Source organism: Dentiradicibacter hellwigii (assembly GCF_041770905.1).
GTDB lineage: Bacteria > Pseudomonadota > Gammaproteobacteria > Burkholderiales > Rhodocyclaceae > Propionivibrio > Propionivibrio hellwigii.
This window is the reverse complement of sequence record NZ_JBEUWX010000002.1, coordinates 972,061-998,419: the sequence shown is the minus strand read 5'-3', so window position 1 is coordinate 998,419 and position 26,359 is coordinate 972,061. Positions and strand designations below refer to the sequence as shown.

The following is a 26,359-nucleotide window of genomic DNA, read 5'->3' as shown; positions in this document are numbered from 1 at the left end:
TGCCATGATTTCTAACCTGCTACGACGTTTATTGGATCTGATCCGCTCCAGATTTCTATGGATCACCATTGGTCTCGCCCTGCTGGTTCTACTAATTTGGTATATGGGGCCTTTGTTCGCGTTTGGTGAATTTCGGCCTTTGGAAACGGTGCGTGCACGTATTTGGTGCATCGGGATTATTCTGAGTCTGCTTTTGTTGCGTATCCTAGTACGGCACTGGCATTCAAGTAGAATCAATGACCGCATTACCAATATGCTTAGTTCGGCTTTGAGCCGTCAAAAACCTGTAGAACGTTCAGCAGGAAACATTGAAGCGCTGGAAGAAAAATTCGATGAAGCGCTGAAAACGTTGCGTAAAGCGCGCTTTAATAGCGGCAATCAATCTTGGTGGGGGCATCTTACTGGAAGTCATCGTTATTTATACGAATTGCCATGGTATGTGATTATTGGAGCGCCGGGTGCAGGAAAAACTACCGCGCTAGTAAACTCAGGATTGTCTTTCCCGCTGGCCAAGCAGTTTGGTGACAATGCAGTGCGGGGTGCTGGAGGTACGCGCTATTGCGATTGGTGGTTTACCAATGAGGCAGTATTCATCGATACCGCAGGACGTTACACCACACATGAGAGCGATATTGAGGTCGACCGCGCCGAATGGCAGGAATTTCTGGCGCTTCTGAAAAAAAACCGGGCGCGTCAACCTATCAATGGTGTATTGGTTACGCTTTCGGTAGCAGAATTATTAGAAAAAAATACCGAACAACGTGCAAATCATGCGGCAACTATTCGCAATCGCCTGGATGAATTACAAGAGGGCCTAGGCGTTGCTTTTCCTGTTTACGTGTTGGTGACCAAATCCGACTTGTTACTTGGCTTTGATGAGTATTTTGCTTCTTTAGACAAAGTGGGACGTGAACAAGTCTACGGATTTACCCTGCCTATGGGTGATGCATCACAGCCGGATATACCTGATCGGCAAAAGCTCAAAGAAGAGTTTGGCCTTTTACATGCCAGAATCGTTAATGGTCTGATTGATCGGTTGCAAGCAGAACCGGACTTGAACCGGCGTAGTCGAATTTTTGGTTATCCACAGGAATTTGGCGCTGTTTCGGCACTGGTACTGGATTGTGTCGTGCAAATTTTCGCACAGTCGCGCTATTCCAGCCCTCCCATGTTGCGTGGTATCTATTTCACTAGTGGTACGCAGGAAGGCGCGCCTTTTGACCGGATTCTTTCCGCAATGGGCGAGAGCTTTGGGTCTCGTCATAAACCACGGATGGATTCTGGCAGCGGCAAAAGTTTTTTCCTCCACGAACCGTTGACCAAGGTTATCTTTGGTGAAGCGCATCTAGTGAGTACGGATGCCAAGGCCGAGCGCCGTTCGCGCTTATACCATGGCGCCGTTTATGCAGCATGCTTATTGTTACTGTGTTCTGCAACGGGCGCATGGATTGTAAGTTATCGGAATAATCAGTCTTATATATCTTCGGTAGACGCCAAAATTGATCAATTCGAGAATACATTGCAGGCGCTGCCCTCAAGAAATGACAGTAACCTGTATGCCATGTTGCCTATTCTTGATGCAGCCAGAAAGTTGCCGGACGGCTTGCGTTTTGAGGTTGAGCGACCGCTGGTACCTTGGACGTTCGGGCTCTATCAGGGCGATAAATTGAATGCTGCTGCGAGCCCCCTCTACCATAGGCTATTAGTGGAGCGTTTTGCCCCGACATTGAAAATGCGTCTGGAGCAGTTGTTACGTACGGTTGCGGTCAATGACCTAGAGTTTTCCTTTGAAATTCTCAAAGCCTACATCATGATGCATGAACCCGCTCACTTGGATAAGGAAGCGTTTGTTGCATTCGTTTTGGCTGATTGGGACTACAATCTTCCAGCAGGAGCCGCCCTGCCTGAACGGGAAGCGCTGGAGCGGCATATACGGACATTGATTGCCATTGATGGTTTGTTGCCGAAGACGCCAATAGATACGGCGCTGGTAGAGGCAACTCGCTCTCGGCTGGCACAGTATTCCATTTCCCAGCGTATTTATCGGCGAATGGTACGACTGCTCAAGAACAATCGACTGGCGGATTTCTCCGTTGGGGCGTCAGTAGGATCGCAGGCTTCGCGTGTGTTCCGCCGATTAAGTGGCCGGCCGTTAACGGATGGAATACCTTCGCTATATACATATCGTGGTTATCATGAGCTATTCGTGAAGGAGCTGGATCGGGCGATCCGTAATGCTGGGGCGGACGATAGTTGGGTCCTGGGAGTATCGGAGGCAACGCTAAAAGACCGCCTTCAGGCTATTCAGTCAGGCATTTTAGGCATAGAGGTCAAGCGACATTATGCAAGCGACTATATCCAGGAATGGGAACATTATCTAGACGATATTGCACTCATTGAACCAACCAGTCTGGCTGAAGCGGCAGAACTTGCAAGCATGCTTTCTGCGCCTGATTCTCCTCTGATGCGTTTTATGCAGGCAGTCGTCAAAGAAACCACATTATCTGCAGCCAGTAAGCCCGACAGTAATCAGGAGCGTTCATTATTCGATCGCGCAAAGCAAACCATACGATCTACCAAAGAAGATATCACGCACATTGTAGGCCCCAGCGCAATGCCTGGCATGTCCGCTCCTGCCGAGCATCCGGAGCTGATGGTAGACAGGCGTTTCGAGGCACTGCGCAAAGCGGTTGATGGTGGAGGCGACAAATCTGGTGCGCCTTTGCTGGCAATGGCACAGTCTCTATCTGAATTGCATATGTATTTGGCCGGCGCGGAAGCTGCTCGTATTGGTGGGTATCCCCCGCCCGAGACCAATTTGCCGACTTCCTTACGTGCACAGGCAGCGCGTTTGCCCCAACCCAATCGCAGGATGCTCGAATCTTTTACCAGTACGAGTGACAAACTGGTTGCGCGGGAAACACGTCGTGCCAAAGGTCGTGAGTTGGTTGGTCAGGTCACCAAAGCCTGTCGTGATTCAATCCAGGGACGCTACCCACTCGTCCGTTCGGCCAAAAAAGAGGTGGCTCCTGATGACTTTACGCAAATGTTTGGCCCCGGTGGTCGTATAGATGAGTATTTTCGTAAGGAACTGGCAAATTACGTTGATGTGTCAACAACCCCCTGGCGGTTACGTGAAGGCGCCAGGGGGGGGCTTGATGGCGGCGCTTCCATTGCTGCATTTGAAAAAGCTCATGTCATCAAAGACGTATTTTTCCGTGGTGGCAGTGGAGCACCGAAAATTACTATTTCCCTCAAACCCGTAATGATGGACACCACTATTTCCACACTAACGCTGGATGTTGACGGGCAGCTCATCCGCTATCAGCATGGGCCGCAGATCACGCATACGGTGAGCTGGCCAGGTACACGTGGCAGCAACCAAGTCCGTCTTTCCCTTGAGCCCCCGTTGCCGCAAGGAAATTCGGGCATGGTTACGGAAGGGGCTTGGGCGTTGCATCGTTTGTTTGATGCGGCGCAAATACAGCAGGGTTCCAGTCCAGAACGTTTTACGGCCGATCTCGATGTCGGCGGGCGCAAAGTCCGTTTTGAGATTACGGCTGCCAGTGTGAAGAATCCATTCCGTTTAGTTGAACTCAATACGTTCTCTTGCCCAGCGGGACTTTGATTGCGGTGCCGCATGGATCGTAAGTTTCTGGATTATTACAATAGAGAGCTGGCCTATTTGCGCGAACTGGGTGGAGAGTTCGCACAGTCATTCCCCAAGGTGGCCGGAAATCTCGGTATCCGTGAAGACAGCGTATCAGATCCCTATGTAGAACGCCTGTTGGAAGGGTTTGCCTTCCTGGCCGCGCGTATTCATTTAAAAATTGATGCAGAGTTTCCGCGTTTCTCACAACGACTTCTGGAGGTCGTCTACCCCCACTATCTGGCGCCGACGCCCTCCATGGCGATCGTACAAATTCCTTTCGATACAACTGCGGCAACCCAATCTGATTCCGGTTGCGCTTTCCTGCCGCGCGGGAGTGTACTTACCAGCGGCAGGATACCAGGCATCAATACACGGTGTACATTCATCACCGGCCATGATTTGGCATCCTGGCCGATTGATATTGTAGAGGCGACTGCAGGTACGCTGGGAGGCAATCTGGAAATAGGCCGCCACCTGCGAGGCAAAGAGCCCAAAGGAGAAATACGGCTGCGATTGAAGTATCAGGCGGGGGCACATAATGCAGGCTGCCAATATCCTGAGAAATTGACGTTCTACCTAAACGCTGACGATACGCTGGCTTCTTGGCTGTATGAAACCTTGATGGGGCATTGCATGGGGGTGATCGTCAGCAGCCCAGACCATCGGAAAGAGTCAGGATTTCTGCCGGCAAAGATGCTGGAAGCAGAAGGGTTCCACGCTGATCAGGCGCTGCTGCCAACCGATTCCAGAGTATTTCAGGGATATCGACTGTTGCATGAATATTTTGCATTTCCACAGCGATATTTGTTTTTTTCGATTACGGGTCTTGGGCAGCCGCTTAATCGATTGAGCGCAGATACATTCGAATTAACGATCCTTCTGGATCGGGATCCTGGCAACCTGATTGCTGCCGTTGACCATAAGAGTTTCGAGCTTAACTGCGTGCCGGTGATCAATCTTTTCCCCAAAAAAGGCAACCGCATGCTGATTGCCCGTGACGGGATAGAGCACCATATCGTCATTGACCGCACCCGGCCCATGGATTATGAAGTGTATAGAGTCGATCATGTGGAGGGTTTTGATCGCGGGAACAATCCAGTCACGAGTTTTTCGCCTTTCTATCGGCACGTAGGGTCTGATGCGCACGGCGCTCAGGCGTATTTCACAACACGCCGCGAACCGCGACGCCTGTCGGATTCGGCCATTCGTCATGGCGGCCGTTCAAGTTATATCGGCTCTGAGGTTTTTTTATCTCTGGTCGACGCACAGGAAGCGCCCTGGCCACAGAAAATCGAACAGCTTGCCATACAAATGCTTTTGACCAACCGCGACCTGCCTTTGCTAATGCCGGTCGATGGCAACCAGAACTTACAGGTAGAAACAGACCAGGCCCTGAAATGGGCGCGCATCATTCGCGGGCCATCACGGCCACGCTTCGCACTGGCTGACGGCGAAATGACCTGGCGCCTGATCAACCACCTCTCATTGAATTATCTGGCATTACGTGATCAGGACTCACGCAGCGGCGCCGTGGTGCTGCGCGAATTGCTGGAGCTGTATTCAGCCCTGGCTGACCCGATACTTACAAGACACGCTGAATCCATCCTCTCTGTCAAAACCATGCCTGTAACACGGCGATTGCCCGTGAGCGGGCCGCATGTTTTTGGCAGGGGCGTCGCCATCGATATCGGCGTGGATGAATTGCACTTTGCCGGCTCCAGCCCTTACCTGTTTGGCAGTGTGCTTGAGCAATTCCTGTCGCGCCATGTATCAATGAACTCTTTCTGCCAGCTATCCTTGTCCAGCGCGTCGCAAGGGCATTTGGCCACCTGGCCGCCACGCTGGGGAGGTCGGCCAGATGCGTGAGATCCATTCATTGGCCGGCTTGCGGAGCGATAGTTCCTTACAGGCGCCAGGCGATAAGCCTTGGCAGCTTGATTGGTTTCAGCTCATGCGCAGGCTGGAAGCGCGCAATCCGCAATTCCCCCGCTTTGGCTGCGCATTGCATCCTGAAGATGAGCCGGTGCGCATAGGTCAGACGCCGGCGCTGTCTTTCGCCGCATCCGAAATTACAGACGTGCGTCTCGATCAACGAGGCCATGTGCGCATCGAGCAGGCAGGCTTTGGGCTGTTTGGCCCCAATGGTGCATTGCCTTTGCATATCACCGAATATGTGCGTGAGCGGCTAGCTTATGACGATGATCGTGCATTAAGCGCATTTGCCGATATTTTCCATCACCGGTTTGCATTGATGTTCTATCGCGCCTGGGCCAGCGCACAACCGGCGAACAGCCTGGATCGGCCGGAAGACGACAAATTCGCCGACTATGTAGGCGCCATCATTGGCTATCGGGGGAATTCCTATCGTGACAGAGACGCCGTGGCCGATCACGCCAAACGTTACTTCTCTGGCCACTTGGTGCGGCAGACAAGAAACCCTGAAGGCCTGAAGGCGATCTTGGAGGAAGACTTCAACTGCCCTTTCCGCATTCAGGAATGGGTGCCGCAATGGCTGCGGCTCAGCAAAAGCGAACAGACCTGCCTGGGCGACGAATCGGCTTCCGCGCAACTGGGAGTCGGCGCTGTTTGCGGCGCGATGGTTCTCGACCGGCAGTATCGATTCCGGCTTCATGCAGGGCCATTGGATCTGGAAAAATATAGGAGCTTCCTTCCGGGCGCTGGTGCAAACAAAACCCTGCGCGACTGGGTGCGCAACTACCTGGGCTATGAATTTCGCTGGGATATCCAATTGATTCTCAGGTGTAACCAAGCGCCGCCGCTCCGGCTGGGCGGGGATACCCAGCTCGGATGGACGACCTGGCTCGGTAAAGTTGATCCGGCGCGCGATCTGGCCGACCTGATCCTGGAGGGCGAGCGGAAGTTTTCATGACCGGCCGTTTTGGGCTCCGTATTATCTACGCTATTCTGAAGGTACGGGCAAGCGACCACGGCAGCCGGCGTTAGATGCCGCCACAGCCCCCAACGGCAAGTCGCCCGTTCCGGCGGGCTGCGAACAGATTGGGGCAGAAGCGGAACGCACGGGTCTAAACTGTAGAAGGCTTGCCTGCCTTGTTGTATAGTGCCGAAAAACCCACCCGCAGACATGACCTGTACCGGGAGCATCGATATGTCAGGCCCCGAATACGTCCTTGAATCACCGGTCGAACCGGCCAAACTTCCGGAAGTGCGCAACCACACGCCATTTCCCAGCCAGTATTTCCAGATGATGGATACCAATGACAAGGTATTCCATGTACTGGTCAGCCGGCTCACTTTTGACCTGCTGAGTCCGGACAGCAAAGGCGCGCCGCAGCTCTCGCAGACACAGCATCCGCTGGTGCGCGCCGACGAGTTCTACCAGCAGCCCAACACCAGCGCCACCATTCAGGAAAGCGATTTTGCCCCCTACAAACCCAGGTGCGACATTCTCTTCGCGCACGCCACCGCCTATGCGCCGAACGAAAAACCGCTTGAACGCTGGCCCATCGGCATACGCATCGGCGACTGGAGCAAAAAAATCTCGGTGTGCGGCCCGCGCCGCATCGTCCCTGCCGCGCTGGGCTGGAAACTGCAGGCGCCGAAACCCGCCATACAGGTTCCCCTGCGCTACGAGCTGGCCTTTGGCGGCACCCTGCAATGGCCTGAAACCGTCGCTAAAGACGAAGAACCTGAAATCCTCATTCGCCACCCGGCCAACCCGATTGGCTGCGGCCTGCTCAATGCCGCCTGGCTGAAAAAAGCCCGTCCACATGAGATGCGGGCGCCGCAGATGGAAGTCTTCGGACAGCCCTTCGGCGAAACTCACCTGCACAAAAATGACTACCCCGTCATCGGGCTGGGCGCCATTGGTCGCTGGTGGTCGCCGCGTATCCAACTGGCAGGCTCCTACGACCGCCAATGGCAGGAAACACGCTGGCCGAACCTGCCAAGGGATTTTGACAGCGCCTACTGGAACTGCGCTCCGGCAGACCAGCAGATCGACTACCCGCAGGGCGGCGAAGAAGTCGTGCTAGCTGGCCTGACCCCGGGTGGCGGCTCTTTCCGGACGCGCATTCCCGCCCCGCACCCGCATGCCCTGGCCCGCCTGCACGCCGGCCCCATCCTGCCGCGGCGCATGAACCTGGACACCCTCATTTTCGACATGCACGCAATGACGCTTACCTGCGTACACCGAATGGTCATTGCCGCCGACGCAGAAGTACGCGTTCTTGAAATCCGCCGCCGGGAGGCATGACATGGCCGACGAAGCCGCCACCGCCAAAGACGCCCAGTTCATTCTCATCAACCTGCAGCCGGACATCTGCCTGACGCCCGACCGTAAAGGCTGCCCCGTTCCCTACGCCATCACCCACGCGATGGATAAAAGCCGACAGGTTTCCCCCAACGTCTTCTTTGCCGGCAAACCCGCCTACCTGCATGAAGAAAGCTACGTCGACGTCCTCACCGGTGACGAACCCGGCGGTGGTAAGGGCGTCGTTTCCGGCACCCACATCAAAATCAGCCGTAGCATCCGCGCCAGCAACGGCGTCTTTATCAACGGCCGGCGCCTGGTGCGTACGGGCGATGCCGTCTGGATGAACCGCGCCGAACCGGGCGATGCCGGCGGCGAAAGCGGCAAAAGCAAAAAAGCGCGCTGGGAGTGCCGCAAGGGGCAGATCGCCGCCGCCCGTGAACAGCTCAAGGACATGCCGGAAGGCGCCGACAAGGAAAGGCTTGCCCAGGCCACCGAGCGCTTTGCACGCGACAACGTCGCCGTGGAAAAGGCGCGGCTCTCGCAGGACGCCTACAAGCCCACGCCCAGCGGCGAAACGCCCGAAGGCTGGAACGACATCAGCAACGACCCGGAAAAGCTGGCGCAATATGGCCTGAACCCGGACATGCTGCACAAGGAAGGCTCCAATTTCCGCGCCAAGGTTTATGAACCGGATCCGGCCATCTTCGGCAACGACATGCAGCCGACGCTGGCCTTCAAGGGCAGCACCATCAATGGCGAGGACTGGAAAAACAATTTTGCCCAGGGCGCCAACATGCATTCGGAGTACTATAAAAATGCAGTAGAAATTGGTAAAAACATTGGGCGTTCCGGACAAAACATCGACATCACCGGCCACTCGCTGGGCGGTGGGTTGGCCTCGGCGGCTTCGCAGGCCAGCGGCCGGCCGGCGACCACCTTCAACGCCTCCGGGCTGCACGGCAAGACGGTCGAGCGCTACGGCGGCACGGTGCACGACACGGCCATCCAGGCCTACCGGGTCAAGGGCGAAATTCTTACCGGCCTGCAGGAAGGCGGCCTGGGCGCCACGGCGGGCGCGGCTGCCGCCGGCTGGGCGGCGGGTGGCCCCAAGGGGGCGGTCATCGCCGCGCTGGCGCAACTGGGGCTAGCCGGGCTGGCGCCGAACGCCGCCGGCACCCCCTACGAACTGGAAGGCAAGGGTAACCCGGTCGATCGCCACTACATCGACCAAGTCATTGACCGCTTGGAAGAGCAAAAGAAGGCCGATCAGGAAGTAATCGCCGCCGCTACCGGAAAGACCTGCAAAGAATGAACCCGCTACAATCACTGCCCGAACTCCGGCGCTGCCTCCGCGCGCTGCTCATTGTTCTCTGCTGCGGCCTGTTTTGCGTCCTCATGGCCGCCTGTCTGCCGACCTCATCAAGTCAAGGAACTCCGCTTATGTCCGCCAAATACCCCGCCTCCACCTTCTTCCGCGGCCATTATCTGGAAATGGCCCAGGCCATTGAGGCCAACGACATCCCCCGCCTTGAACGCCTCGTCCAGGGGCAGGACTTAACGCTCAAGGGCGAGAAGGACATGAGCCTGATCTGGTTCGCCATCCTCCACGAAAAATTTGACGCCATCAGCGCCTTGATTCGCCTGGGCGTCAATCCGGACACCCAGATTGCCGAAGGGCTGGGCAGTGCGCTTGATGCAGCCTTTATGAAGCACGACGATATCCGCTATCTGAAGGCTATGCTTGACGGCGGGTTGGATCCCAACTACAAGCGCCCGGACAACTACACACTGATGCTCCAGCGCGGCGTTGCTGGCGGGCTGGAGCACGTCAAGCTGCTGCTTTCGCGCGGCACGCGCATCAATGACCGCGACAACATCGGCGGCACGGCGTTGTATAAATCCATTAACCGCATAGAACCGGATATTGCCGCCTATTTGATCGAACACGGCGCTGACTTCAATGCGGCGACGGTTAATGGCGTCACGCCCGCCTGGGCAATCAGCGAATCGATCAAGGAGATGCGCCCGGGCAACCCCATTCAGCTGAAGTTTGTCGGCCTGCGCGATCTGCTCATCAAAAAAGGGGCGAAGTGGCCGCCGCTGCCGCCGGCCGAAGTGCGCGCCCGCGGCGGAAAAACGAAGTAACCGCCAGTCATAAACATGCGGTGTTCCCTGACATTTGGCTTGCTCTGTGGTGGCCTGTTTTGCGTCCTCATGGCCGCGTGTTTGCCGACCTCATCAAGTCAAGGAACTCCGCTTATGTCTGCCAAATATCCCGCTACCACCTTCTTCCGCGGCCATTATCTGGAAATGGCGAAAGCCATTGAGGCCAACGACATCCCCCGCCTTGAACGCCTCGCCCAGGGGCAGGACTTAACGCTCAAGGGCGAGAAGGACATGAGCCTGATCTGGTTCGCCATCCTCCACGAAAAATTTGACGCCATCAGCGCCTTGATTCGCCTGGGCGTCAATCCGGACACCCAGATTGCCGAAGGGCTGGGCAGTGCGCTTGATGCAGCCTTTATGAAGCACGACGATATCCGCTATCTGAAGGCTATGCTTGACGGCGGGTTGGATCCCAACTACAAGCGCCCGGACAACTACACACTGATGCTCCAGCGCGGCGTTGCTGGCGGGCTGGAGCACGTCAAGCTGCTGCTTTCGCGCGGCACGCGCATCAATGACCGCGACAACATCGGCGGCACGGCGTTGTATAAATCCATTAACCGCATAGAACCGGATATTGCCGCCTATTTGATCGAACACGGCGCTGACTTCAATGCGGCGACGGTTAATGGCGTCACGCCCGCCTGGGCAATCAGCGAATCGATCAAGGAGATGCGCCCGGGCAACCCCATTCAGCTGAAGTTTGTCGGCCTGCGCGATCTGCTCATCAAAAAAGGGGCGAAGTGGCCGCCGCTGCCGCCGCTTGAGGTGCGCGACCAGATGCGCGCGCGGCGAGAAGGTCGTCGTTCCCAAAGGACAGCCGCGCTAGCCATGAAACCCCTGCGGCGCGATGTTTTACCCATATTCTTTCATTGCCTGTATTCACCATGAGTTCAACCAATTCTCCTGAAGCTGACGGCACCGCACCCAATAATGGATCGGCTATCCCACCGCTGATACGCCGCAGCCGCATCCACCCCAACGGCTACGCCATGCCCGGCCCCTACGCCAACACCACCGGCATCATTCTCCCCAAAACACAAAGCGCCCCGGCCGGGAACAACACCAACCCTTCCGGCGGCGCCGAAACCGAAGCCGAACAAGACTGGTGGCAACGCTGGGGATCAGATACCCTGCACGGCATCCTCGACGTTGCCGGTCTTGTGCCCGTATTAGGCGAAGGCGCCGACCTCATCAACGCCGGCATCTACCTGGCCGAAGGCGATAAGATCAACGCCAGCCTGAGCGCGGCGGCCGCCATTCCCTTCGCCGGCTGGGGCGCCACCACGATCAAGGCTGCGAAACGGACAAACGACGCCGTCGAAGCGGCCGTCAAGAGCGCCAAAGTCCCGGGCAAGGTCGCGGAAGCGGCCGCCAAGGGCAGCCGGGAAAGCGCACAAGCCATCAGCCGGCATGCAGACGAAGCCGGCGGCTACATCCTCAGAAAGCGGATGAAAGAACACGAAGTACCCTGTTTCAGGAAAGGCAAAGGCAACCGCGCCAGCGACATCGAATACGACCGTCAGCTCAAAGCCCAGCAGGACGCCCTCAACCAGATGAGCGTCGGCGACTACCTCACGGCGCGGGAGGCCTATCAGCGCTTCGGACGGCATCCGGATGCGGCGGCTGAAGTTGCCCGGTTTAGGGAAAAGTTCCAAAAAGAGCAACAGCAAAAACTTCAAGACCAAAAAATCCTCTCCGGCATGGATGAAGAGCTTGCCGCAACACAGGCCGCCCGCGAAGCTGCGGACATGATGAAAGGGCTGGATGCATTGCACACGCCGGACATGGTGGCTGGGGGCTACCACAGTCCGACGCCGACCGGCATGGGCAACGCCTCGGCCAACCGCTCCATCGGCAGCCAGTGGCCGCAGAACACGCGCGTGGCCGGACTTGACGCAGCGGCCAGGGAAGCCTTCGGCGAACTGGGCGAAACCGCCGCCATGAACGTTAAACTCACCCGCTGTCTCAAATAAACCGCCATTGCACGAAGGATTAAAGTTATGCCTGCCATTCCCCAATACTTTCTGAAACAGTGGGGCGAACCCACGCAGCGGATCGAAGCGGACGAAGCCGTGCTCGCGCAGCTGGCGCCGAGCGTGCCGCCGCTCTTGATCGACTACTGGCGTCACCTGGGCTTTTCGGTCTTCAAGGACGGGCTGATGAGCCTGTGCAACCCGCTGGAATGGAAGCCGCTCATCGATGAGTGGCTCAAGGGCACCGAACTCGAACAGCTCGATGTCTTTATCCCGGTGATGAAAGGGGTGTATGGGGAGTTTAAACTCTTTGGCATCAATTACGGTTTCAGGCCGAAGCTGTCCACGGTCAATGGAGGTTACATCGGTTCGCGCGAGATTCCGGAAATTCCACTGGACGTTGTCATTAAAGTGTTATTCATGACCCAGCCTGACGATTTCCTTCCTGCAACTGACCCTGACGATTTTATGCAGGTTTTTCATCGTCACGCCCCCTTTGGGCCGCAGGAGATGCTCGGTTATGTGCCGGCGCTGCCGCTGGGCGGCAGTCGCGATTACGCCAAGCTGCAGAAGGTTGATGCCTTTGCCTACCTCTCCATGCTTCGCCAGATCACCGGCGAACTCAAGGGCGTCATGGAATATGCCGACATTTACAAATAGCCGGTCGTGACCTGTCCGGATGACTCTCTTGAACTACCGTAAAGCCGCATGGCGGAGGGTTTCGGGCAACCGGACAAGGCGTACTGCCGCAGATAGCGCGGCTCAGGAATGAAACGGTCGGACGTACTGGAACAGAATCATCCGTCGGCTTGAAGCCCGCGTCAATCGGGCGTTTGCGGGCAGGCAGGCCGGAAACCCGCGTAAATAGTGGGCTGGCGGGCAAGGCGGCCGGAAACCCGCGTAAATAGTGGGCTAGCGGGCAGCGCCTCCGGAAACGCCCGTTTTACGTGGGGTTCGGGGCAAGCCGCCCGCGAAGCTGCGGACATGATGAAAGGGCTGGACGCATTGCACACGCCGGACATGGTGGCTGGTGGCTACCACAGTCCGACGCCGACCGGCATGGGCAACGCCTCGGCCAACCGCTCCATCGGCAGCCAGTGGCCGCAGAACACGCGCGTGGCCGGACTTGACGCAGCGGCCAGGGAAGCCTTCGGCGAACTGGGCGAAACCGCCGCCATGAACGTTAAACTCACCCGCTGCCCGAAATGAGCGGCAGACACGAACATAAACACACACCCAAGGACTTGCACATGGACGAATATCTGGAAGGCTTTCTGGAAGACTGGGGCGAACCCACGCAGCGGATCGAAGCGGACGAAGCCGTGCTCGCGCAGCTGGCGCCGAGCGTGCCGCCGCTCTTGATCAACTACTGGCGACACCTGGGCTTTTCGGTCTTCAAGGACGGGCTGATGAGCCTGTGCAACCCGCTGGAATGGAAGCCGCTCATTGATGAGTGGATCAAGGGCACCGAACTGGAACAGCTCGATGTCTTTATCCCGGTGATGAAAGGGGTGTATGGGGAGTTTGAATTGTTAGGGATACATTATGGATTTAGTCCTCTTCTCATGACACTAGACGGAGGATTTATTGGGGACAGAGAATATCCAGAATGCTCACTCGAGACGTGTATAAAATCGCTTTTTATGATTCAGCCAGACAAGTTTTTTCCCAGCACAGACCGAGAAGATTTCCTCGACGTTTTTCATCGTCACGCCCCCTTTGGGCCGCAGGAGATGCTCGGTTATGTGCCGGCGCTGCCGCTGGGCGGCAGTCGCGACTACGCCAAGCTGCAGAAGGTCGATGCCTTTGCCTACCTCTCCATGCTCCGCCAGATCACCGGCGAACTCAAGGGCGTCATGGAGTATGCGGATATCTATAAATAACACTTACCCGTTTGGGTGAGCGGTATCCAATGATTTTTTCAACAACCAAGTCCGACAGTAGATTTCATTTCTGAGGCAGCAATTTATAATAGGTTACTTGCAAGATCATTGATGCAACTTTTTTATTACTATTTCGTGAGGGTTTATGGCTAGGATCAGTCGGGTCTCTCTTTTCGGTAAGCTTAATCCTGTTCTTTATAAAGCGATTGAATCCGCAACGGTTTTTGCAAAACTCAGAGGCAATCCCATAGTTGATGTCAGCCACTGGCTCTATCAAATCGTCTTGCTCGACGATAGCGATCTGCATCATATTGGACGCCATTATGGTGTTGACGGTGGAAAACTGGCCAATGATATCTTGCAGCGCCTGGAGCAGCTTCCCAGCGGGGCATTGGCTATAGAAGATCTTTCGGGTGATATTGATCTGGCGGTAGAGCGCGCATGGATCAACGCCTCACTGGTTTTTGGGCGAACAGTTATTCGCAGTGGCAATTTACTTCTGGCCTTGCTAAACCATCCGCAGTTAAGAGAAGTAACACTGCAATTATCCCGTGAATGGGCGCGCATTGATGTCGATGATTTGCAGGAGAATCTGCCAGCAATTACCGCACAGAGTCCCGAGGCTAGTCTTGATACGACAATGAGTACATTGGGAGAGGCTACGGGTCCCGGTGAGGTGTCGGGAGCCATGGCGCCCGCAGCGTTGGGTAAAAAGGAAGCACTGAACAGATATACGCAGGACTTGACTGAACGCGCCAGAAAGGGTGAGCTTGATACGATTACCGGTCGTGATGGAGAAATCCGTCAGATCATTGATATTTTGATGCGTCGCCGTCAGAACAACCCGATCCTCACCGGTGAGGCAGGAGTAGGTAAAACTGCCGTGGTTGAGGGATTTGCGCTACGCATTGCTAATGGTGATGTACCGCCTGCATTGCAGGGCGTACAGTTGCGCGTACTGGATATCGGCCTGCTTCAGGCAGGCGCCAGTATGAAGGGGGAATTTGAGCAACGTCTGCGCCAGCTTATTGAGGAAGTGCAGCACTCCGAACAACCTATTATCCTGTTCATTGATGAGGTACACACGCTGATCGGCGCTGGCGGCGCGGCGGGAACGGGTGATGCGGCCAATTTGCTTAAACCGATGCTGGCGCGTGGCAGCTTACGCACCATTGGCGCCACGACCTGGAGCGAATATAAAAAGTATATTGAAAAAGATCCTGCACTGACGCGCCGTTTTCAGGTTGTACAGGTTGGCGAACCGGACGAAGAACAGGCAACAGCGATGCTGCGCGGTATTGCCGCCGCCTTGCAAGAGCACCACGGGGTGCGAGTACTTGATAGTGCATTACGGGCGGCTGTTTCTCTATCGCATCGTTATATTCCAGCTCGTCAATTGCCTGATAAGGCTGTAGCGTTGCTTGATACTGCGGCAGCGCGCGTGGCCGTGAGCCAACATACCACTCCGGCTCAGCTTGAAGACTGCTTACGTAAAATCAGCACCCTGGACCATGAACTGCAAATGCTCCAGAGAGAGGAAATCCAGGGAATTGCCAATGGAAAACGCATCGCGGAACTGCAGCACCTATTGGCGCAATCAAAGCAGGAGGCCGATGTACTCCAATCCCGGTGGGTGCGAGAAAAAGAACTGATTGGACAAATAATTAGCTTGCGGGATAAGCTGGCAGAATCATTACAGCATGGTCAGGATGCTGAATCCGGTGATATGCCAGATTCTCAGGAAAAAATTTTAGTCACTGAGGATAAGGATAATACTGCACAGCCGTTGCCCTCAGATTTGCTGGCGCAGGTACAGGAGCTTGAGCGCCAATTACAGGCTATGCGTGGAGAGGAGTCATTAATATTTGCTGCAGTAGACGAACAGGTGGTTGCTGCCGTAGTTGCCGACTGGACAGGAATCCCTGTCGGCAGGATGTTGCGCAATGAGGCACAAGCAGTGCTGAATCTGGCTGATAATCTGGAACGCAGAGTCATTGGACAACGCGATGGGTTGGAAACCATCGCACGTCGTATCCAGACGGCTCGCGCCAAATTAGATAATCCTGCCAAACCAATTGGAGTTTTCATGTTATGTGGCCCTTCTGGTGTGGGCAAAACAGAAACGGCATTGGCGCTGGCCGAATTTCTCTATGGCGGAGAGCAAAATCTGATCACCATTAACATGAGTGAGTTTCAGGAAGCCCATACAGTTTCGACACTCAAGGGGGCGCCTCCTGGTTATGTTGGGTATGGAGAAGGTGGCGTTCTCACGGAAGCTGTACGCCGCCGTCCTTATAGCGTTGTGTTGCTCGATGAAGTGGAAAAAGCGCATCCTGACGTACACGAGATCTTTTTCCAGGTATTTGATAAAGGTCGTATGGAGGATGGTGAAGGACGTGAAATCGACTTTCGCAACACTGTCATTATCCTTACCTCCAATGCAGGTACCGATATTATCAACACCCTGTGTGGCGATCCGGATTTGATTCCGGATGCCCAGAAAATTAATGAGGCATTGAGTAAACCGTTAATGGAAATATTTCCGCCGGCATTGCTTGGACGTCTGATAACCGTTCCTTATCTGCCATTGAGTCAAGAAACCTTGGTAAATATTGTTAAATTGCAATTCGAGCGGATCCGTCAGCGAATTGCTGCTTCTCACGCAGCTAAATTTTCCTATGATGATGATGCTATACAGGAGGTAATTTCAAGATGTAACGCAACTGACACTGGAGGGCGCATGATTGATGCTGTCCTTACTAATACAGTATTGCCAGAAATCAGCCGCAGATATTTACAGGGTGTCATGCAGGGTGAAATACTTCGTCGTATTAACCTTAAGGCATCTGGCGGAAATTTTATCTACCAGTTTGAGACAGAACCTGCTAGGCAGGATAAATCGAATGCCAATATGGCAGCAGCAAACCAACAACATCCAGAGATATCCGGTAAATAAGGAATGTGCATCATGGCAAGTCCACAAGAGTCCGTAGGTACTTATATACCTGTGCCTGCCAATAGCCTACCGATAGGGACCCATTTATATGAGTACGAAATCCAGGCAGTACTCGGTGACGGTGGCTTCGGAATTGTCTATCTTGCCAAGGACACTGCGCTGGGACGGGATGTTGCCATTAAGGAGTTCCTACCCATCAGTCATGCTGTCCGGGTACAAGAAAATAAGGTTCAACCGCGCGGCCCCGAACACGAAGTATTGTTCGAGAAAGGGCTGCAAAGTTTTATTGCAGAAGCGCGTATTCTGGCCCAGTTCAGGAATCCTCACCTGGTCGAGGTATTGCGTTTCTGGAAAAGCAATGGGACGGCCTATATCGTCATGCCTTATTACCAGGGAAAAACCCTGCGTGAATTAATTCAGAAGGGCTACCGCGTTACAAGCCAGGCGGAGTTGTTCAACATCATCATGCCCCTGCTGGATGGACTGTCACAAGTTCACAAGGTCGGTTGCTATCACCGTGATATTTCCCCGGACAACATTATCATACTATCCAGCGGTTCCCCTCTATTGCTCGACTTTGGCGCTGCCAGGCATGAAATAATCAATCAGACGGAATATTCTACTGTTATTCTCAAACCGGGCTTTGCGCCTATAGAACAGTACGGCGGTAAAGAAACAGCTCAACAACAAGGAGCATGGACAGATATTTACGCACTTTGTGCTGTCGCATATCAATTAATCACCGGTGTAGCGCCTCCTGCTTCAGTGGCTCGAATCATGCGCGACCCACTGGTATCGTTAAGCAATCAAAGTGATCGGTTGCCCTTGCCCCAAGGCATATTGTCGGCTATTGATGCTGGGTTACAGATACAGCCAGAGAATCGGCCACAGTCCATTGAGGCATTCCGGAATCTGCTCGAAAAACCACAAGCACCGATTCTTGCTACAACTGAAAAGGATCGAATGTATCAACAGAATCTGTCAGCTGATATCGCTGTCGCAGCCCCGACATCGGAATTGACCGCTCCGGTTGCGGAAGTAGTCCATCATCCGGCAGATACCCCAACAGAATCGATACCACAACAATCTAAGCCATTAATGCCTGGTAAGTTATGGCCAGCGGTCCCTGCTGCAATGGTTTTAGGTGTAATCGGGTATATCTTTCTGACGCCATTTTCAGGCACGAAACCATCACCAAATGTGGAGATATCTGGCAAAGAAACAAGTGACTTCAAGGTAGCATCTGTTATAGAAAAAAAAGACCAACCAGAGGAACCGGCAACGCTACCTGACAAGCCACCACATAAAACGAATCAGGATACAACCCGCACGGAGGCCACAGGCGCTCAAAATGTATCGACATTGTCACCATCGGCATCCAAAGCTGAAGCCGAGGCGGAAAAGAGTTTTGTAGAGTCAGATGTGCCAGTAGTAATTGCAAATGAACGTTCTAACCGTCAGCCTGACTCTGCAATGCAGGAAGATAAACCACCAAAATCAAAATCTGCACTTAGTTTGTCTCGTTCAACTGCTGAGGAAACAGTCACAGAGAAATCAGATAAGAAGGCGAACAAACCAGAACCTGTACGAAAGGAAGATACTTCCCCCGCGACAGGGAAAATCGTCGTTGAAGCCAAGCCTTGGGGAGATGTTTATGTAAACGGGGAAATGGTTGGCACCGCGCCGCCACGGGTAACACTGGATGCGCCCGCTGGTGATAGCGTAGTAGAAATACGCAACGATAGCGCAACGGCATATAGCCGTACAGTTAATGTCCGGGCAGGTCGCACGGTACGCGTTTCCCATGATTTCACTCAGAAAAACGATGCGGAGTGATTATGTCCGAAAATGCCTGGCTACATTTTCTAGCATGGGTTTATGTGATGGCCAGGATCTGCCTTGAGGTTATGTTATGAGACTCCACCACGTGGCTCATTGCATGAGTTATTTCTGCATGGCAATGCTGAGTGGTTGCAGCACCATTTTTGATGCGCCGGCCGATCAGACGGATTTTATGGATGGTATTTCTGATCATGTGCGCGATAACCTGAACAGTATTGCCCAACAGCAAAGTTCTGCTTCCCAGGGAAAGATTCCCACCACAATGGCGGGTGTCGCCACTGCCGCGAAGCAGCAGATAATACAAGTAGGGCAAGGACTGGGGGAAAATGTGAGCAGCATCTTTTCCAGAGAAAAGATTCAACGCCAATCACCTGCTGACCAAGGCAGAGAGCCAGAAGTGTATTTTGAGCACATTGCTTCGGACATGCCTCATTTTGTCATCCTGAGCGCTGAAACAGCGGATATTTGGCTAGACGAACATAAGGTTAACGTTCCTGAAAGCAGTTCTAGCCATGCATTCTTAATCAGCCCGGGTAAATATCGTCTAAAAGTAGACTACCGAGATTCGCCCGCGTTTCTGGCGGATATTTGGATAGAACAACATGAGCGTATAACCATTCGCCTGGGCACACCTGTCACGCCACAGAAAACAGTTCAATCGAATACGAATTCCACTCCTAACAGCAAGAAGTGAGCGCGCTATGCTGGAAATCAAGGCTGTCACCTATAACGATCTGGCACCTGTGGTGCCCATCTCGAAAACGATACCTCCAGAGGGAGGAACCATTGGGCGTGGGCCAGATAATGCGCTGTCCTTACCGGATCCGATGCGCCTGATTTCCAGGCAACATCTGCACGTCATCCCCGATGGCAGTGGTGGTTATCGCCTTATTAATATTAGTAGCGCTAACATGGTATATGTCAATTCAGCCGAGCTTCGGCCTGGTCAGAATTGTGCGTTGTCGGCCGGTGATAAGATTTATATTGGTGGCTATTTATTACAAGTACAACTTGAGGACCCGTTGCAGAAGGATCTTTCCAGCATTTCTCCTCCCGCACAATCAGAGAAAACAGATGTATTACGGTCTCCTGTACCAACCAACTCTGTAGCTGTTGAGTCGATAGACGATTTCATTACTGATCTGCTTGGCCCCGCAACCTTATCGCATCAAGATCAGACAACGCCTACGATGTTAGCGGATGATCCGCTAGAGGCCATCCTGGACGCAGATTCACATGATGACAGCGATCCTATGCATACATTGCAGGCCAATGGCGTCGGATTGCGTGATCTGACAGAAAAAGGCGATCTCCTTATCAATCATAGCAATGACGATATTGATCACACCAAAGACTTATTACAGGATACTTCTGGCTTGCCCGCGAGTATGCTGCCGAACAGCGTCGTCGACCCACTGGCTTTTTTCAACAATGGTGGAGATAACCCTTTCCAAGAGTCAAATCTGACGAAGCAAAATACACCAGCTGACACACTGGCTGCTGGTGAAGATGCCGTTGGATTGGCACAGATCTTCCAAGTCCCCCAAAAAGTATCTGCACCGCAGCAGATTGTAGAAACTTCCCCCATTCCGGACGGATACGGCTCTCTTGATCAACCAGATCCTAAGAAAGCATCTTCTGCAACAACCAATCATGAGACCAACAACTTATCTGGATCCCTGTCTGGGATTGCTGGAGAAGATCCTATAGATGACCCTTTGCAACAGTTTTTGAACGAACCATCTGGGGACATACGCGACGTTTTAAATGATCCATTGGGCAATCTGTTGGGGACGACAATTCCCCAAAACAATTCCAATGCCGTGCCGGATATTCAGACGCAACTGTCCTCCAACTCAAATGAGTCTTTACTGTCGTCCTTGTTCGAAACCGATAATGCCTCCACGCAACCTGCCAGTAGATCTCAAGTTCCTGAAGAGTCTACCAGCAACCAGATGAAACAGGAAAATAAAGAGCTGTATCAGGCCTTACTGAAAGGCTTAGGGCTAAAAGAAATCCCTGATCGTTGTGGACTTGATCTAGATTTCATGTATTTGCTTGGAAAACTACTACGCTGCTCAGCCCAAGGCACCGTAGATCTGATGGCCGGACGTGCAGTCATCAAGCGTGAAGTTCGGGCCAATGTCACCTTGATTGCCCCGGAACGTAATAACCCTCTGAAATTCTCGCCTGATGGTGAAGTTGCCATTATGTACCTGCTCGGCCGAACCTATCCAGGTTTTATGCAACCGACAGAAGCCATGGAGAACGCCTATCTGGATCTGCGTGCACATCAAATGGGGCTGGTCTCTGGGATGCGTTCAGCACTTGAACATGTACTGGATAAATTCGATCCAAAAGTTATTGAAAATACCACTATTGAGAGCCGCTCAATTCTAGGGCTTCCCGTAGCACGCAAGGCCCGTCTCTGGGAGGCGTACCAGAATTATTTCCAGACTACCCGGAATGAAGCGCAAGATCGCTTTCAAGAGTTCTTTGGGCAGGCCTTTCTAAAAGCTTATGACGAGGCGACTGCATCACTTGATCCCAAACATATCGTAAAACCAGCAGGAGACCAATGATGCGTCTATCGGTCTCCAAATTCAGTGGTCGTGGCGGCCGCGAAATCAATGAAGACTATCTAGGTTTTTGTGGTAATGAGGCCATTGGCTGTTTTGTTCTGGCAGACGGCGCTGGTGGACACGAAGGGGGAGCAATAGCGTCAAAGACAGTGGTACAACAGGTGTTGAAAGCTTTCTCCCTCACCCCGACAGTGAGCCGAGAAATGGTTCAGGCAAGCATTGCAACAGCCCGGACAGCCTTGAATCAGGCGCGTCGCCAGCATCCAGACCAAAAAAATATGAATACCACCTTAGCGATCCTGCTTCTGGATGTTGATCATAAGGAAGCTTACTGGGCACATTTAGGTGATAGCCGAATCTATCTTTTGCGCAAAGGTCGTGCATATGCACTCACACGTGATCATAGTATTTTGCAATCGATGATTGATGCTGGTCTCACACAAGGTACACCTCGCGGAAGCACAGAGCGCAATACGCTGTATGCTTCTGTAGGCAGTACAGACATTCCGGATCGCACTGTTTGTGAGGCGCCGCTTGCTCTTCAAATGGGAGATGCCTTTCTTTTATGTAGTGATGGATTCTGGGAAAGTGTGGATGAGGGCATCATGGAAATGACATTACGTCTGTCAAACAGCTCTGAGCAATGGCTGCAAAATATGCTTGCATACATCGCCGAACCTTCGGCAGAAACTCAGGATAATTTTAGTGCACTAGGGGTTTGGTTAGGCGATCAGGAAGAAGCTACGCGCATTCAGCGCCTAAGTTAGCAAACACGAGGAAAGCAACTCATGGCGCAACATTTTATTGGGTATTTCGGAAAACTTCCTGCCTCCGGGGATTTTGTAGTACGTGGTTTACCCAAAGAGCTGTCGGATCACCTGTACGTTTGGTTCTCCAACGGTATGTTGGCACTAGAGCGATATGATCCGGCGGAGTGGCAACATGCCTACCTGGTTACACCAGTATGGCATTTCATTTTTAACAGAGGAGTTTGGGGATCCCAGGCGCTGCAAGGCTGTATAGCTCCCAGTATTGATAAAGTTGGCCGCTATTCTCCGCTTGCAATCGTGCGCTCTTTCGAAAGCACATATATTCGTGAAGTGCTGCCGCCAGTCGACTCATGGTTATATCAGGTCGACGCAAGTTTACGGCGTTCAATCAGTGAGCAGGTCCCTGCCGAAGAAATTCTCTCAAGTGTCGATATTCTTTTTTCCCAGAGGCAAATACAAACTAACGCACAATCTGCTGCAACCATTCTCAACGAGCTTGGTATCGTTGATGAAGTAATGCCCGATACCCGTAAACGCTGGTTCTCCTGGCCAGACCTCCCTCAGTCATTTCTGGATCGCAGCCATCGCTGTTTCTGGTGGGCAGAACCTTCACCCAAGCAGCCTCCACGTCAAGTGATCCATAGTGGCAAGCCTGATGAAGACTTGTTTCGCTTATTATTTGGGGGTGGTCTCTTTTGAGCACTGTGTTCAAACCACACTCAGGCAGTATGCATATGCCTGCCTTGCTTGATCGGCTTAGTGATCCAGGTAAAACAAAAAATAAGCATACGCGGCACATGAACAGAAATACCTATCGCCAGGCTGTACTCAGAGATTTACAGTGGTTACTGAACTGCCCCAATCTATATTCCCAGCTTGCTTTGGGTGAGTTTCCTGAAGTAAGTAAATCCGTGCTTAATTATGGCATCCCCTCATATGCAGGCGCTAATTTTACTGATGCCGATTTATCTAGGGTTTCTCAAGCAATCAAACGTGCGATTCTTTATTTTGAACCACGGATCATCAAAGATTCCCTCTCCGTACATACCGTTCGGGAACCAGAAAGCGCTCTTGCCTACAATAAGGCGCTATTTCGGATTGAAGCATCATTATGGTTCGAACCATATCCAATCGATATGACAATTCGTGCCCAATGGGATAGCGAAATTGGTTCCATGCATTTACAGGACGCAGGATGACTCTCCATCCGCAATAATAGTTTTTTTAGTTCTGGTCATATAGGTGTTTCATGATAGTTTTTGATAATTCCAGGTTCCAGGAGCAGTTACAGGCCATCACCAACTGTATCAAAGCTGAACCGCTCAATGCCTCGCACCGAATGGCTTTGGCCAATTTGCGTCTGCTTATGGCCGATTACACCAAGGCCTTACAGCAAATGCAGGCGGCCTGCCAGATAGAACCACAATGGCAGGCATCAGCGTACCTGGCCAAGACCCTGATTCAAGCAGAACATCTGCGTACAGCCGTATTTAACGGAAAAATAAAACCGGATCTTGTCTTACCACCGCCTGCATGGTTACCTACCATAATCGATGCTTTGGCTGCTGACTATCATGCTGCGGCAGATATGCGTGTAAAAGCCCTGGAACAGGCAGAAGAAAATCCAGGAATTCTTAACGGCAACCAATCGTTCGAATGGCTTGCCGACGGTGATTCCAGATTAGGCCCCATTTTTGAAGTTATCATTGCAGGCAACTATTATTGGGTACCAATGGAACAGGTTTATGAAATACAGTTCCAGCCAATTGAGCAGCCTCTTGACTTGCTATGGAGGACCATAAAAATTAATTGCCATGGTGCGCAAATTGTTGAACGTATTTGCCATATGCCTATGCGCTACCCGGTCAAGGAAGGGCAGATACCGTCGGATCAATATGCAACTCAATGGTTTGAAATACCAGGGATGGAAGATGCTTGGACAGGAATAGGGCAACGCGTATGGTTTACGGATCAAACAACGCTTCCTATAGAACAGGCATACAGTATCAAATTCTCAGTCAATAAATAAGGATAGATAAAAAAATGAATCAGATCAAAATTTTCTTGGTGATTCCGTCATTAATGGCGCTGTCCGCCTGTCAGCTACTTGGACAAGGTCAAAAGGAAGAGCCAGTACAGAAGGAAATCGTTATAGTTAAATCCCCTATGGAACGATGGGATGAGACAAGGCCAGAGCTCCTTGCCAAACTGCGCACAGATGCCAGATTGCGTGTGCAAGAAATAGAAAACTCTTCCATTTATATCCAGATCCGTTCTCTAAGCTCTCTTATTTCCAAAAAGAATGAGATATCAAGAGAAATGTCCTCAATACTGAATCACATCCTCGCCTCTATAGAAGGATATGATTCCATCAAAATAGATATTATTGGGCATACAGATAATTCTGGAAATACAAGGAGAAGTATCCAGATATCGAAACAATGGGCAGAAGCAGTTTCCCGATATTTGCATGAGCATGGGGCAAAACAACCTATTAACCATGATGGTTTTGGTTCTGAGCGACCTATCGCCAAAAACAATACATCAGAAGGTCGTGCGGTCAATCGCAGGGTGGATATATTCTTATCTCTTGATGAAACTAGCGCTCAACCAGAAAAGCAGACTCAAGAAGACATGGCGCCTACAGGGGCTGAGGTCACTAAAACTTCAGCTGATACTAATGAGGAACCGAGAGCGCTTCCCGATAGTGGAGTTGAAAAAAGTTTATAAAAACTATAATTTTTAACAAAATAGACCAGATCCAATTAGTTGGATATTGGTAATAGAATTATCTATAAAGACATATGGTGCCTAGATTTTAAATATTGGGGAGCCGTCGATTTTGGCGTACGCCCACGCTTCCCGCACCGTATTGCCCCAGGTCTTGTAACTCGCCTGCCAGATGCGCTGTCCCTGGGCGTTGGTCAGCTCTTCCGGCAATCCAACTTGGTCGGTGTGGAAGTAATAGACCTCGCAGAGCTTGGGCTGCCCTGCAGCCCGCGTGGATTGAGCGTCTCCGGCCAGGCCGGAGCCAATACGCCCGGGCAGGTTGCCTTGCAGCCCTTTATCTACGGGGGGTTCAGGGGAGGCGTTCTGTCGGGGCAAGCCTGTGGCATCGAGCCTTGCCAGCGGGACATAGGAACCCGGCTCATAGACATAGGTAATGACGTGCTGCCCCCGTCGCTCTTCAATAAGGCGCATGCCTTCCCAGATGAAGAAGGTCGTGCCGAAGGCATCGGTTTTGCTGATACGCCGACCCAGCGCATCGTAGGTGAAGCGGACGGTCTGTTCGCTTTGGGCTTTTGTGCCGGGGCGGCGGGTGGTGGTGACGGCAATGAGGTGGTCTTCTTCGTCCCAGGTGAAGCGCTGGCGCGTATGCCGGCCAATCTTCTTTTCAATCAGGCGGCCAAAGCCGTCGTAGGAGAAGCGTTTGTCTTCGAAGACGCGCACGAGGTTGTCGCGCACATAGCCGGCCTGCGGATGTTGGGTGCGCCGGGAGAGCGCCATTTGGGAAGATGGATCGAGCAGGTTGCCGGCCGGGTCGTAGGCGAAGGCTTCGTTGCTGATGGTGTTTACTGAAGTCGCCTTGTTGGTGATGCGGCCGGTGGCGTCATAAGCATAGAGGGTATCGCCCTGAGAACTGTGACGGACGCGGCGCAATTCGCCGGCTTTGTCGTAGATATAGGCTTTCAGTAGTCCGTCGAGCGGGTGAGAGGCCGGGGAGGGGTGTTGCCCGGCGCGGGCGTGTGTGGATTGCCCGGCACGGGCGTGTATGGATTGCCCGGCACGGGCAAGGGCCTGCAGCCAGCCTTCGTCGTTGGCGGCCAGGGGTTGTTCGGGACTAAAGTCAGCGCTTTGGCTCCAGAGGCCGAGGCGGCGGCCGAGGGGGTCAAGGGCGTAGCGGGTGCGTAGCGCCCCCTGGCTGCGGGCAGTTTCCCGGTGCAGGGCGTCGCGTTCGATGTCGGCGATGAGCTGGTGACGAGGGGATTCTTCTCCTGCGTCCTGACGGCTGAAGTTGATCTGGTGCAGGTGGCCGGAGCCGTAGTAGAGGTAGTTGAGCGCGCGCAGTGCGTCTTCTTCCGGCAAGGTCGGCAGGAGGGTACGGGTACGGTTGCCCAGGGCGTCGTGTTCGTAACGCAGGGTGTGGGTTTGACCACAGGTTTCGTCGGTGGCGCGCTCTTCGATGAGGCGGCCGAGTGCGTCGTAGGCAAAGCAAACGCTGTGCAGGGGGGTGAGTTTGGGTTCGGGTGGTTTGTCACCGGGCAGGGCACCCGCTAGCCTACTGTTGACGGGGGTTT

At 53.2% G+C, this 26,359-nt stretch carries 21 protein-coding genes; 20 read left to right on the top strand and 1 reads right to left on the bottom strand.

Annotated elements, in window-relative coordinates; all coding sequences use genetic code 11:
* The first annotated feature begins 4 nt into the window (after nucleotides 1-4).
* From tssM to ABCS64_RS06770, 20 genes are all read left to right on the top strand, one after another.
* On the top strand, nucleotides 5-3,628 hold the full coding sequence (tssM, locus tag ABCS64_RS06865; RefSeq protein WP_418891127.1) for a type VI secretion system membrane subunit TssM: 3,624 nt from the start codon (nucleotides 5-7) through the stop codon (nucleotides 3,626-3,628).
* 12 nt (nucleotides 3,629-3,640) lie between these two features.
* On the top strand, nucleotides 3,641-5,518 hold the full coding sequence (gene tssF / locus ABCS64_RS06860) for a type VI secretion system baseplate subunit TssF (RefSeq protein WP_418891126.1): 1,878 nt from the start codon (nucleotides 3,641-3,643) through the stop codon (nucleotides 5,516-5,518).
* A complete protein-coding gene (gene tssG / locus ABCS64_RS06855; protein ID WP_418891125.1) occupies nucleotides 5,511-6,542 on the top strand; it encodes a type VI secretion system baseplate subunit TssG in 1,032 nt (343 codons plus the stop codon). Before tssF ends, tssG begins: the two co-directional genes overlap by 8 nt.
* Before the next feature lie 237 nt (nucleotides 6,543-6,779).
* Nucleotides 6,780-7,886, top strand: a complete 1,107-nt coding sequence (locus tag ABCS64_RS06850) for a DUF2169 family type VI secretion system accessory protein (protein ID WP_418891124.1) — start codon at nucleotides 6,780-6,782, stop codon at nucleotides 7,884-7,886.
* Nucleotide 7,887: 1 nt separating this feature from the next.
* Nucleotides 7,888-9,198 carry a Tle-like phospholipase domain-containing protein gene (locus tag ABCS64_RS06845; RefSeq protein WP_418891123.1) on the top strand — a complete coding sequence of 437 codons (1,311 nt, stop codon included), beginning with the start codon at nucleotides 7,888-7,890 and terminating at the stop codon, nucleotides 9,196-9,198.
* 128 nt (nucleotides 9,199-9,326) lie between these two features.
* Nucleotides 9,327-10,031 carry an ankyrin repeat domain-containing protein gene (locus ABCS64_RS06840; protein WP_418891122.1) on the top strand — a complete coding sequence of 235 codons (705 nt, stop codon included), beginning with the start codon at nucleotides 9,327-9,329 and terminating at the stop codon, nucleotides 10,029-10,031.
* A gap of 114 nt (nucleotides 10,032-10,145) precedes the next feature.
* Nucleotides 10,146-10,943, top strand: coding sequence for an ankyrin repeat domain-containing protein (locus tag ABCS64_RS06835; protein WP_418891121.1), 798 nt, complete (start codon nucleotides 10,146-10,148; stop codon nucleotides 10,941-10,943).
* Entirely contained in the window at nucleotides 10,940-12,028 is a 1,089-nt protein-coding gene (locus tag ABCS64_RS06830; protein WP_418891120.1) for a polymorphic toxin type 15 domain-containing protein, read from the top strand. The genes ABCS64_RS06835 and ABCS64_RS06830 overlap by 4 nt, the downstream gene beginning before the upstream one ends.
* Before the next feature lie 27 nt (nucleotides 12,029-12,055).
* Entirely contained in the window at nucleotides 12,056-12,688 is a 633-nt protein-coding gene (locus ABCS64_RS06825) for a GAD-like domain-containing protein (RefSeq protein ID WP_418891119.1), read from the top strand.
* Nucleotides 12,689-12,895: 207 nt separating this feature from the next.
* Nucleotides 12,896-13,237 (top strand): polymorphic toxin type 15 domain-containing protein, encoded by a 342-nt coding sequence (locus ABCS64_RS06820; protein ID WP_418891118.1) that lies wholly within the window; start codon nucleotides 12,896-12,898, stop codon nucleotides 13,235-13,237.
* 41 nt (nucleotides 13,238-13,278) lie between these two features.
* A complete protein-coding gene (locus ABCS64_RS06815; protein ID WP_418891117.1) occupies nucleotides 13,279-13,911 on the top strand; it encodes a GAD-like domain-containing protein in 633 nt (210 codons plus the stop codon).
* A 145-nt stretch (nucleotides 13,912-14,056) separates the two neighbouring features.
* Nucleotides 14,057-16,867, top strand: a complete 2,811-nt coding sequence (gene tssH / locus ABCS64_RS06810) for a type VI secretion system ATPase TssH (RefSeq protein ID WP_418891116.1) — start codon at nucleotides 14,057-14,059, stop codon at nucleotides 16,865-16,867.
* Between the two features lie 12 nt (nucleotides 16,868-16,879).
* Complete coding sequence (locus ABCS64_RS06805) at nucleotides 16,880-18,703, top strand: serine/threonine protein kinase (protein WP_418891115.1); 1,824 nt, start codon at nucleotides 16,880-16,882, stop codon at nucleotides 18,701-18,703.
* Nucleotides 18,704-18,821: 118 nt separating this feature from the next.
* The gene (locus ABCS64_RS06800) at nucleotides 18,822-19,403 is read left to right on the top strand and encodes a hypothetical protein (protein ID WP_418891114.1); all 582 of its coding nucleotides are present in this window, start codon (nucleotides 18,822-18,824) and stop codon (nucleotides 19,401-19,403) included.
* Between the two features lie 7 nt (nucleotides 19,404-19,410).
* The gene (gene tagH / locus ABCS64_RS06795; RefSeq protein WP_418891113.1) at nucleotides 19,411-21,291 is read left to right on the top strand and encodes a type VI secretion system-associated FHA domain protein TagH; all 1,881 of its coding nucleotides are present in this window, start codon (nucleotides 19,411-19,413) and stop codon (nucleotides 21,289-21,291) included.
* On the top strand, nucleotides 21,288-22,058 hold the full coding sequence (locus ABCS64_RS06790) for a PP2C family protein-serine/threonine phosphatase (RefSeq protein ID WP_418891112.1): 771 nt from the start codon (nucleotides 21,288-21,290) through the stop codon (nucleotides 22,056-22,058). The genes tagH and ABCS64_RS06790 overlap by 4 nt, the downstream gene beginning before the upstream one ends.
* A 21-nt stretch (nucleotides 22,059-22,079) precedes the next feature.
* Nucleotides 22,080-22,760: a type VI secretion system-associated protein TagF gene (gene tagF / locus ABCS64_RS06785; RefSeq protein ID WP_418891111.1), complete on the top strand. Its 681-nt coding sequence runs from the start codon at nucleotides 22,080-22,082 to the stop codon at nucleotides 22,758-22,760.
* A gap of 35 nt (nucleotides 22,761-22,795) precedes the next feature.
* On the top strand, nucleotides 22,796-23,260 hold the full coding sequence (gene tssE, locus ABCS64_RS06780) for a type VI secretion system baseplate subunit TssE (protein WP_418891110.1): 465 nt from the start codon (nucleotides 22,796-22,798) through the stop codon (nucleotides 23,258-23,260).
* A 50-nt stretch (nucleotides 23,261-23,310) separates the two neighbouring features.
* On the top strand, nucleotides 23,311-24,090 hold the full coding sequence (locus ABCS64_RS06775) for a type VI secretion system accessory protein TagJ (protein ID WP_418891109.1): 780 nt from the start codon (nucleotides 23,311-23,313) through the stop codon (nucleotides 24,088-24,090).
* A gap of 14 nt (nucleotides 24,091-24,104) precedes the next feature.
* The gene (locus ABCS64_RS06770) at nucleotides 24,105-24,791 is read left to right on the top strand and encodes an OmpA family protein (protein ID WP_418891108.1); all 687 of its coding nucleotides are present in this window, start codon (nucleotides 24,105-24,107) and stop codon (nucleotides 24,789-24,791) included.
* Between the two features lie 81 nt (nucleotides 24,792-24,872).
* On the opposite strand, the gene ABCS64_RS06765 is transcribed toward ABCS64_RS06770, so the two are convergent.
* Nucleotides 24,873-26,147: an RHS domain-containing protein gene (locus ABCS64_RS06765; RefSeq protein ID WP_418891107.1), complete on the bottom strand. Its 1,275-nt coding sequence runs from the start codon at nucleotides 26,145-26,147 to the stop codon at nucleotides 24,873-24,875.
* Between the last annotated feature and the right edge of the window lie 212 nt (nucleotides 26,148-26,359).

Excerpts from the sequence above, each read along its gene's own strand:
- ABCS64_RS06850 (WP_418891124.1), top strand. The coding sequence starts at position 6,780 with ATGTCAGGCCCCGAATACGTCCTTGAATCACCGGTCGAACCGGCCAAA.
- ABCS64_RS06830 (WP_418891120.1), top strand. The coding sequence starts at position 10,940 with ATGAGTTCAACCAATTCTCCTGAAGCTGACGGCACCGCACCCAATAAT.
- ABCS64_RS06800 (WP_418891114.1), top strand. The coding sequence starts at position 18,822 with ATGGCAATGCTGAGTGGTTGCAGCACCATTTTTGATGCGCCGGCCGAT.
- ABCS64_RS06805 (WP_418891115.1), top strand. The coding sequence starts at position 16,880 with ATGGCAAGTCCACAAGAGTCCGTAGGTACTTATATACCTGTGCCTGCC.
- tssH (WP_418891116.1), top strand. The coding sequence starts at position 14,057 with ATGGCTAGGATCAGTCGGGTCTCTCTTTTCGGTAAGCTTAATCCTGTT.
- ABCS64_RS06775 (WP_418891109.1), top strand. The coding sequence starts at position 23,311 with ATGATAGTTTTTGATAATTCCAGGTTCCAGGAGCAGTTACAGGCCATC.
- ABCS64_RS06815 (WP_418891117.1), top strand. The coding sequence starts at position 13,279 with ATGGACGAATATCTGGAAGGCTTTCTGGAAGACTGGGGCGAACCCACG.
- tssF (WP_418891126.1), top strand. The coding sequence starts at position 3,641 with ATGGATCGTAAGTTTCTGGATTATTACAATAGAGAGCTGGCCTATTTG.
- tssE (WP_418891110.1), top strand. The coding sequence starts at position 22,796 with ATGCCTGCCTTGCTTGATCGGCTTAGTGATCCAGGTAAAACAAAAAAT.
- ABCS64_RS06790 (WP_418891112.1), top strand. The coding sequence starts at position 21,288 with ATGATGCGTCTATCGGTCTCCAAATTCAGTGGTCGTGGCGGCCGCGAA.
- ABCS64_RS06770 (WP_418891108.1), top strand. The coding sequence starts at position 24,105 with ATGAATCAGATCAAAATTTTCTTGGTGATTCCGTCATTAATGGCGCTG.
- tagF (WP_418891111.1), top strand. The coding sequence starts at position 22,080 with ATGGCGCAACATTTTATTGGGTATTTCGGAAAACTTCCTGCCTCCGGG.
- tssG (WP_418891125.1), top strand. The coding sequence starts at position 5,511 with ATGCGTGAGATCCATTCATTGGCCGGCTTGCGGAGCGATAGTTCCTTA.
- ABCS64_RS06825 (WP_418891119.1), top strand. The coding sequence starts at position 12,056 with ATGCCTGCCATTCCCCAATACTTTCTGAAACAGTGGGGCGAACCCACG.
- tagH (WP_418891113.1), top strand. The coding sequence starts at position 19,411 with ATGCTGGAAATCAAGGCTGTCACCTATAACGATCTGGCACCTGTGGTG.
- tssM (WP_418891127.1), top strand. The coding sequence starts at position 5 with ATGATTTCTAACCTGCTACGACGTTTATTGGATCTGATCCGCTCCAGA.
- ABCS64_RS06835 (WP_418891121.1), top strand. The coding sequence starts at position 10,146 with ATGTCTGCCAAATATCCCGCTACCACCTTCTTCCGCGGCCATTATCTG.
- ABCS64_RS06845 (WP_418891123.1), top strand. The coding sequence starts at position 7,888 with ATGGCCGACGAAGCCGCCACCGCCAAAGACGCCCAGTTCATTCTCATC.
- ABCS64_RS06840 (WP_418891122.1), top strand. The coding sequence starts at position 9,327 with ATGTCCGCCAAATACCCCGCCTCCACCTTCTTCCGCGGCCATTATCTG.